Origin of the sequence: Halochromatium roseum (assembly GCF_016653315.1) — a bacterium.
GTDB lineage: Bacteria > Pseudomonadota > Gammaproteobacteria > Chromatiales > Chromatiaceae > Lamprobacter > Lamprobacter roseus.
On record NZ_NHSH01000013.1, the window covers coordinates 1 to 7,579 of the forward strand.

The 7,579-nt window shown below is 61.4% G+C and carries 8 protein-coding genes and 2 pseudogenes; 8 read left to right on the forward strand and 2 right to left on the reverse strand.

The genetic code is table 11. The features are described 5' to 3' along the window. Positions 1-255: 255 nt before the first annotated feature. The 6 genes and pseudogenes from CCR96_RS01890 to blaOXA all read left to right on the forward strand — a co-directional run bounded on the left by CCR96_RS01890 (position 256) and on the right by blaOXA (position 3,224). Complete coding sequence (locus CCR96_RS01890; protein ID WP_242518340.1) at positions 256-681, forward strand: lysozyme inhibitor LprI family protein; 426 nt, start codon at positions 256-258, stop codon at positions 679-681. Between the two features lie 18 nt (positions 682-699). Beyond that, a complete protein-coding gene (locus CCR96_RS24980) occupies positions 700-834 on the forward strand; it encodes a hypothetical protein (protein WP_274601053.1) in 135 nt (44 codons plus the stop codon). Between the two features lie 12 nt (positions 835-846). Then, positions 847-1,521, forward strand: a pseudogene (locus CCR96_RS01895) (ProQ/FINO family protein); the annotation flags it as partial. Between the two features lie 54 nt (positions 1,522-1,575). Further along, positions 1,576-1,941 carry a CidA/LrgA family protein gene (locus CCR96_RS01900; RefSeq protein WP_201215612.1) on the forward strand — a complete coding sequence of 122 codons (366 nt, stop codon included), beginning with the start codon at positions 1,576-1,578 and terminating at the stop codon, positions 1,939-1,941. After that, positions 1,934-2,290: pseudogene (locus CCR96_RS01905) on the forward strand (LrgB family protein). The gene CCR96_RS01900 and the pseudogene CCR96_RS01905 overlap by 8 nt, the downstream one beginning before the upstream one ends. Before the next feature lie 181 nt (positions 2,291-2,471). After that, positions 2,472-3,224, forward strand: coding sequence for a class D beta-lactamase (gene blaOXA, locus CCR96_RS01910; protein ID WP_201215614.1), 753 nt, complete (start codon positions 2,472-2,474; stop codon positions 3,222-3,224). Positions 3,225-3,748: 524 nt separating this feature from the next. Here the strand turns inward: blaOXA and CCR96_RS01915 are convergent. Both CCR96_RS01915 and CCR96_RS01920 read right to left on the reverse strand, forming a co-directional pair. Further along, a complete protein-coding gene (locus CCR96_RS01915) occupies positions 3,749-4,618 on the reverse strand; it encodes a hypothetical protein (protein WP_207191827.1) in 870 nt (289 codons plus the stop codon). A 343-nt stretch (positions 4,619-4,961) separates the two neighbouring features. Further along, positions 4,962-6,212: a PcfJ domain-containing protein gene (locus CCR96_RS01920; protein ID WP_201215617.1), complete on the reverse strand. Its 1,251-nt coding sequence runs from the start codon at positions 6,210-6,212 to the stop codon at positions 4,962-4,964. A 726-nt stretch (positions 6,213-6,938) separates the two neighbouring features. Here CCR96_RS01920 and CCR96_RS01925 point away from each other — a divergent pair. Both CCR96_RS01925 and CCR96_RS01930 read left to right on the forward strand, forming a co-directional pair. Beyond that, positions 6,939-7,112, forward strand: a complete 174-nt coding sequence (locus CCR96_RS01925; RefSeq protein ID WP_201215618.1) for a hypothetical protein — start codon at positions 6,939-6,941, stop codon at positions 7,110-7,112. 165 nt (positions 7,113-7,277) lie between these two features. Beyond that, positions 7,278-7,457: a hypothetical protein gene (locus CCR96_RS01930; RefSeq protein WP_201215619.1), complete on the forward strand. Its 180-nt coding sequence runs from the start codon at positions 7,278-7,280 to the stop codon at positions 7,455-7,457. Positions 7,458-7,579 lie beyond the last annotated feature (122 nt).

The window sequence follows — 7,579 nt, forward strand, 5'->3', positions numbered from 1 at the left end:
AACACGTTCAGAAATCGTGCTACTCGCATGGCTGATCAGGTGATCTTGGTCGTTGCAGGGTTGGCCAACCTCAAAAATAACTATGTTTTTCAATGAGAAAACGATTATTATTTGGTCACAAGTCTAAAGTCAGTCGCTACTTCAATCGTTGTCATACGTGCGCGAGCGAGTGCTGAATGAAGACACGTCTGTTGCCGTCAGAGACGAATGTCGCCCATGAAAACCATCAAGTTGAAGAATCGGATTGGCAATGGCTTGGCCGCCATCGCGGTCGTCGCCATCCCCGCCGGGTTGCAGGGCGCGGGGCTGCTATCCTCTGCGCAAGCCGCACCACCAACCACCCAGCTCGACATCAACCAACAGGCCGATGCCAGCTTCCAGCAGGCCGATGCAGCGCTGAACCGCGTCTATCAGCAGATTCGCCGCCAGTATCGCGATCAACCCCACTTTTTGGAAAAGCTCAAGGCTGCCCAATTTGCCTGGATCCGGTTTCGTGATGCGGAGTTGCAGGCACGTTATCCGCCTACGGCAGATGGCGACCCCTCCATCAGCTATGGCTCGATGTATCCGACCTGCTACGCCTCGGCAATGGAGCGCCTGACGCGGGAACGCACGGCGCAGTTACGCACGTGGCTGGATGCTGTACCCGAAGGCGACGTCTGTACTGGCTCGAGGCGGTGACAGGATGAGAGAGCATCCGTGCGGCCGTTCACCGATCGCGAGGCGATGTTTCCCGGCATGACCAGCCCTGAACCGACACAAACCACCGCCGAGCCGGACCAGTCGAGGCAGCAGGCGTTGCCTGAAGGCATTGAACCCCGGGATTTGCTCTAACGCTTCCCGGCCTGCTTCGATCTTGCCAACCCACGTCCGCTGAAGCTCAAGATCCACAAGGACCTGCTCAAGCCGCTGGCGGCTGAGTTGATCCTGACCGAAGGCACCAGCAAAGACCAGCGGGCAACGGCCCAATGGGTGCTGAGCCGCATGCTCAAACAAGCGCTCGCCTATTACTGCAGCCAGCCAGCCTATCTGGAAGCGATGTGTGAAGGCGCACCCCGCATCGACCTCGACGGAACAGTCGCCGGTGAGGTCAATGCGCGCGAGTCGGAGCGAGCCGCAGCACAGCTGCGCGGTGAGATCAAACCGCCCAAGTCGCCGTCGTCAAAGCCACCGACTCCGCCTGCCCCCAAACTCCCCAAAGACGCCCCACTGACGGAGGACGCTATCGTGCCCGGTCGCCTCGAGCTCACCCTGAAATTCAACCAGCTGCCCAAGGCGGTACAGATCAAAGACGGCATGAAGATTGGCATCCAGACCGACAACGCGCTGGTGGTTGCCACGCTGCGCCCGAAGACCTGGAAGAAGCTGACCAAGGCCAACAGCGACTGGCCGCAATGGGTCGCCGCGCTGAGCGGCAAGCTCGGTGCCCAGGTGCCGACCGATCAGGGGCCAGCGATCCTCCTGGAGGAGCCGAATCTGCAGGTGTTCGAGAAGAAGCCGAAACCGGCAACTTCGGCATGAGGAGATGTCCATGAACAGACAGCCCGGCTCGACAAGGCAGCGGCGACATCGCCCATGCTTGAAGCGCTGCTGCTGATCCTGCTCTGCCAACTGCTCGGCGAGACCTTGGTCCAACTGGCCACGTTGCCTATTCCCGGACCGGTGCTCGGCATGCTCCTGCTACTGGGCTGGCTGTTCCTGCGCGGTGGCGTTGCCGAGGAGGTCGGTCGCACCGCCGACAGCCTGCTCGCCCATCTGTCGCTGCTGTTCGTGCCCGCCGGTGTCGGCGTCATGCTGCACTGGGAGCGGGTACGCGAGCACTGGCAAGCGCTCGCGCTGGCCCTGATCCTCGGCACCCTGATCACCCTGGTGGTCACTGCGCTGACGATGGCCGGCATGCGGCGCCTCATGGCTTGGCGGCGGAGACCGAGCGATGGTTGAAGGTCGTCTGAACGAGATCTGGGTCTATCTGGCCGCCTCGCCGCTGCTGTGGCTGACCGCGACCCTGACCTGCTACCTGATCGCGCTGCGCCTCTATCGCCTAGCCGGGAGCACGCCGTTGCTCAACCCGGTGATGGTCGCCATCGCGCTGCTGATCGGTCTGCTCTGGCTCACCGACACCCCCTACCGGACCTACTTCGATGGCGCCTAGTTCGTGCATTTCCTGCTCGGTCCGGCCACGGTCGCCCTCGCCATCCCGCTCTATCGCCAATGCCATCGGCTGCGTGCGCTCGCGCTGCGCCACCCATGGGCGCCTTCGCTGGACTGGCGATGGCGCTCTCGGCCTTGACCACGGCGCTCTTGTTGCCACCGCTGCTGAGCTGGATCGGGCTCTCCTGAGCCGCGCCTTCCCGCGACGCGTCAACCCTCAACGCTCGAGGACCACTGCCATCATGACCCGTCAGCCAACATGACCATCCGACAGCACAAGACCGACGCTCCGAGTGCGGCCGCGCTGGCTGCTGCTGGCCATGCTGATCCCCGTCACCCCCGTCCAGGCCGAGGACGCCGAGATCGCCGCGTTGTTGGCCGAGGCGGGCGTGCAAGGCACCGTCGTCCTCGCCCGTCTCGATGGCCAAGCGGTCATCGTGCACAACGCAGCGCGGGCCGAGCAACGCCTGCCGGTCGCCTCCACCTTCAAGGTCTTCAACACGCTGATCGCCTTGGAAGAGGGCGCGATCAGCGGGATCGACGAGGTCATGCCCTGGGACGGCCGCTCGCATCCCTATCCGGCCTGGAACCAGGATCAAACCCTCAAAAGCGCCTTTGCCTTCTCCGGCGTCTGGTGCTATCAGCGCCTGGCCGAGCGTATCGGCGCGGAGCGCTATCGCGTCCATCTGGCGCAGGCCGACTATGGCCGGCTCGATGAGCCCTTTGTCACAACCGAATTCTGGCTCGACGGCAGCCTGACCATCAGCGCCCAGGAGCAGGTGCGCTTCCTGCGCCAGGTCATCGAGCGCCGGCTGCCCTATCGCCCAGAGACCTACGCCGGCGTGCGCGCGATCATGTTGGCCGAGGAGGGCAGGGACTATCGCCTCTTCGCCAAGACCGGTTGGGCCGCGCGCGCGACACCTCAGATCGGTTGGTACATTGGCTATGTCGAGACAGCCGATGCAACCTGGATCTTCGTCCTGAACATGGACATCCGCGATGAGTCCGAGCTGCCCTTGCGTCAGGCGCTGTCCCGCGCGAGCTTGCAGGCGAAAGGGATCATCGCCGAATGAGCCTGCAGCGCAGCTGGATGGCATTTCGAACGCTGGCCACTGCTGGCGTTCGGCACCGTTGAGCGTGATCGACGTTCTGTCGCTGTTGGGGCTCCTCGCAACGGCCGCGTTTGCAGCCAAGATCAAAGGCAGGCGATACGCCTCCTCGAGGATCAGCGCGCAGAGGATACGCCAAGATCGACCGGTTGATCAGTCAATCGGGCTTCTCCGTCTGTGCTCCGTTTTGTGAGCACCCATTGATCAGGGTCCCCTTGATGAACAACCTCGACGTCTTCTCTGTGCGCGATCTGCGCATCCGATCGGGTGACCTCTTGCGGGGGCAGGTCAATCAGGGGTGCAAGTGCTGTCATCGGCGTCTCGCCTGGAGTGATCCCGTATCATCGTCGAGCCGTCCACAAGCGATCGATCACCATCATCGCTGCTTGACAGCCTGAGTGTTGTCTCCAAGAGCCAAGCGTCTTTGGTCGAGAACAACACAATAGCGCCCGGAGCGATGTCCGCCTGCTCCGGGCGGCCTGTCTACGCTATACCCCCAAAGCATCCCGACCTTCTTTTGAATGCGGCAAACTCGCCGCTACATCTGGAAACCCTTCCAGGAAAATCACGTTATTCCGATGATTTCGATACGATAGAAAAATATATTCATTCCAATAGTTACGGCTCAAGCCGAATTTCATCAAGTGATCATAAGCCAATTCCTCAGTGTCTTGATGGATCTTGGGTAGGTTTCTCTTGAAGAAGGCCAGCCAGTCATCTTCAACAGAAGACAGAAACGCCCGCCCTGGACCTAGCTTGCCCAAGACATACGGCGTCGTGAAAACGAGCGAATAATCAAATATTGAGTTTTCAAAGGGTGGTGGCAGTAGACGCACGAACCAGATTTCCCCCAGGTTGCCCACATAGCCGCTCGCCGATAACGCTTTTACCTCGCGATTCGTTATCAATTCACGCAAGAATACAAACCGACCGGATGCACCTTCATGCCGATAGATTCCCATCCTTGACGCTTGCATCGTCTCAAACAGGCTTGTCAACCCATCATCAACATGTTGGAATATCGCAAAATCCGTCGCGATCGTAGCCAAGGTTTCTGTCTTCGCACCGGAAGAACATAAATCAAAAGATCCCCAGCAGGTGAAATACGAGACGGTGAGCGGACTCATCGGCGGGCTAGACGGCATATACCCTTCCAGCGCTTCGGCATAGGCATCTGCCAATTTGTCTACCATCGGCAGTTCAGCGATCTGCTCAATAAGGATGGACAGTTGATTCTGAGCATAGATGTACAAGCCATGCAGTGGATCGTAATCCGTCAGTTTGTCTTTCGAGATCACTGTCCTTTGATAGTCTTCAGATCTTAATCTGGCTTCTCTCCAATCGGCGATGTTTGTCACCTTCTGCTGGAGATGTCGCCGAGCTGAGGCGATCACTTTTCTCGCGAGTGGACCTCTACCGGTACTCGTGGCCTTTTTGGATTGTGCTTTTCTTTTCATCGCTCGTTCACGTCATGTTTGCAGAGATACTCCAACCGAGCATGTCTGAGTGACTCGCAATCGTAGCATGACGATCATTGGCGTCCCCTGCTGGCCGATTGCGACCGATCGTCAAGCCTGATGCGTCTCACGTCTCCGAGTCTGTGTTGCCGCTGCTGTGGCGGCGAACGAAATGGACATCGCCAGCGCGGACGATTCCGCGCATCGACCATAAGATCCTTCGAGCGACGTCCTGCGCCTCGCATCAAGACCGCCCCGCCTTCAATTGCTCATGCAGCCACTGCTCCACCGCCGCCTGCGCTTGCGGGCATGGCGCTTGGTTGGCAAAGCCCTTCAGCTGATCCAATAACACACCACCACCGTCGCGCAAACGCAGCCCCAAGGTCAGCCGTTCCGGCTCCAACACCTTGTAGACCGCATACTGGCCATCGTAGACCCGATCGGTGTAGGAGGCCACGCAATGGCGCATCGATTGGGTCTCCAGCTGCAGCGCATCCGGCGTCGTGATCGCCTGAATGGACGCGGTGTCGGCGAAGGGGGCCGGTGGAAACGCGAGGATGTGGCCGCTGGCGTCGAAACGTCTGCGGTGGTTGCCGTCCTGCTCGATCTGCTCGACGATCAAGCGCTCGTGCAGCCGCCGCACCTGTGACGGCCGATCGCAGCGGCGCAGCTCACGGAGTGCCGCCTCACCGCCCATGCGCAGACTGTCGTTGATCCATTCGCGCAGCGTTCGGTTCGAGGCCTCACAGAGCAACCGCTGCAACGGGCGACCGGCAACCCAGGGATAGTCCTCGAGGATCTTCACCAACCGGCAGCTCAACTCAGGCTCATGCACCAGGGCGTTGCAGGTCGCCTCCTGACGCAGCACCCGCAACAGCCGGGCAACCTCATAGGCGTCGAACTCGCCGATGCGCAGCTTGGCGATCAGCCTGAGCACGCGGCGATAGGGCGGCAGTCCCAAGGCGCTGAGGATCTCGGTCTGCTTGCGGCCCGCGAGCTCGATCAGCTGATGCTCAGACCAGCCCTGTGTCTCCGCCCAGTGATGCAGCAGGAAGCAGAGCGTGGCGTTCGACAGGATCAGATCCCGCACCGCCTCCGAGCGTTGGGGGAGCACGGCCAAGGCATAGCGCCGAGCCGGCAGCCGCTCCAAGGCCTCGGCCAGCTCCTCGGGCAGGGTCGCAAACCAGTGCCGAAACGCAGCGTCCTCATGGTCGCGTTGAAACGGCAGCCATAGATCGCGGATGCAGGCGGGTTCAAACAGCCCCTCGGCATAGCGCAGGGTGGCAAAGCCCGAGGTCCAGTGGCTGACCGCATGCAGGCACTCAATGCCGAGCAGAGGCGAGTAGTCGACGAGCAGAACGGCGGCGTCCGCATCCCAGGCATAGTGCAGCCGAGGGTGGTGCTCAGGACTGTCGCTGCGCGCGTGTCGGCGTTCGGCGAGCCAGGCTTGTAGCGGTGCTTTGAGGGCGTTCGTCGATGGTGCGAGCGGTCGCATGCGTGTCAAAGGGCGGCCGATGTCAGTCCTCGGCAGTGCGTTGCTGGCGGCGATGGCGTCCGGAGCAGATCAGCGCCGAGGACAGGTAGCACATCCAGCGCACGACGCCTATCGGTCTACTCACCCCTGATCAATGGCCGAGCAGGGACCCGGAATTGTTCCGGCACGTTGGTCGGGCAGGCACCGCAGTCCTCATTCCCCGGCACGGCAAAGTCGATCTTGTGCGTCATGATAGCCTGGTTGCTGGGATGCAGGGTCGCCGGCAGGTTGGCAGTCTGCGGACTGCTCGTGCGCTCATTGAGGCGGACACGGCGGGCAACCCGCCCTGCTCGGTGGTCACAGTGGCCGCGCCGCGCCCTTCGGCTTTCAAGACGGGGAGTGTATCCTCGGAGAGACGGAGCGACTGGCTTGGGACCAGGGCCTGGCGCAGGTCAGTCATACCCTCGGCAGCCTGATCATCCTCGGCGCGCTGGCCTGGGGCGCGCTCTTGTTGTGGCGGCGGCGCATTGGGCGGAGTGAGCGGCTTAAGGATTGCTCATTCGGCGCTCCGATTCCCTCTCCGTTGCCCATCAATCCACGCTGTCCGCAAAACGCATGCAATCATCGGGGTTGGCCCAGATTTCTTGCATCGGGCCGAGACGCAATGGGATTTTCCACTGAACCGACGGCTTACGAGAAAACCATCCTGTCCGATCTGCAGGGCGCCTGGCAGTGCCTGCGCGATGATTGGCTGCACACCCAGGGTTCGAAGGCTGGGAGCGTGCGCTGTTTCACATCGACGAGGCCATGAGCTGGGAGGCCGTTCGCGACCTGCAACAGATGCAGCGGAGCCTGATCCTCGTGTCAATGATCGCGCATATGGAGCCACTCGAGGATCGGGATAAAGGAGCCACCTTCTGACCGAGATAATGGAGCCACCCACGGACCGGGATAAAGGAGCCAGCGCAGGATCGAGACCAAGGAGCCAGCTGGTTGTCAGGCGAAGAGGCCTAGGAAGTGGTGAGTGGGGTTCTCGAACTTCGTCCAACCCTTGCTACCGTCAAGCGTTTTGACGCGGAGGTAGCAATGAGTAATCGGAGTTTCGAGATGTACGAGTATCGACAAGTCCTGGTGCGGATGCGCCAGGGCGATTCAGACCGCCAGATCGCCGCGGCGCGCCTGATGGGACGCGGCAAAGCCGCCAAGCTCAGGCGCGTCGCCAGCGCGCACGGCTGGCTCGAGGCCGAGCACCCCCCTGCCCGATGACACGGCGCTGGCCGAGGTCTTGGGCCAACGTCAGGCCAATCCCGGACCAAGCTCCCAGGTCGAGCCCCACCGCGAGCGCATCCTCGCCTGGAAGCGCGCCGGCATCACCGGCACCACCATCC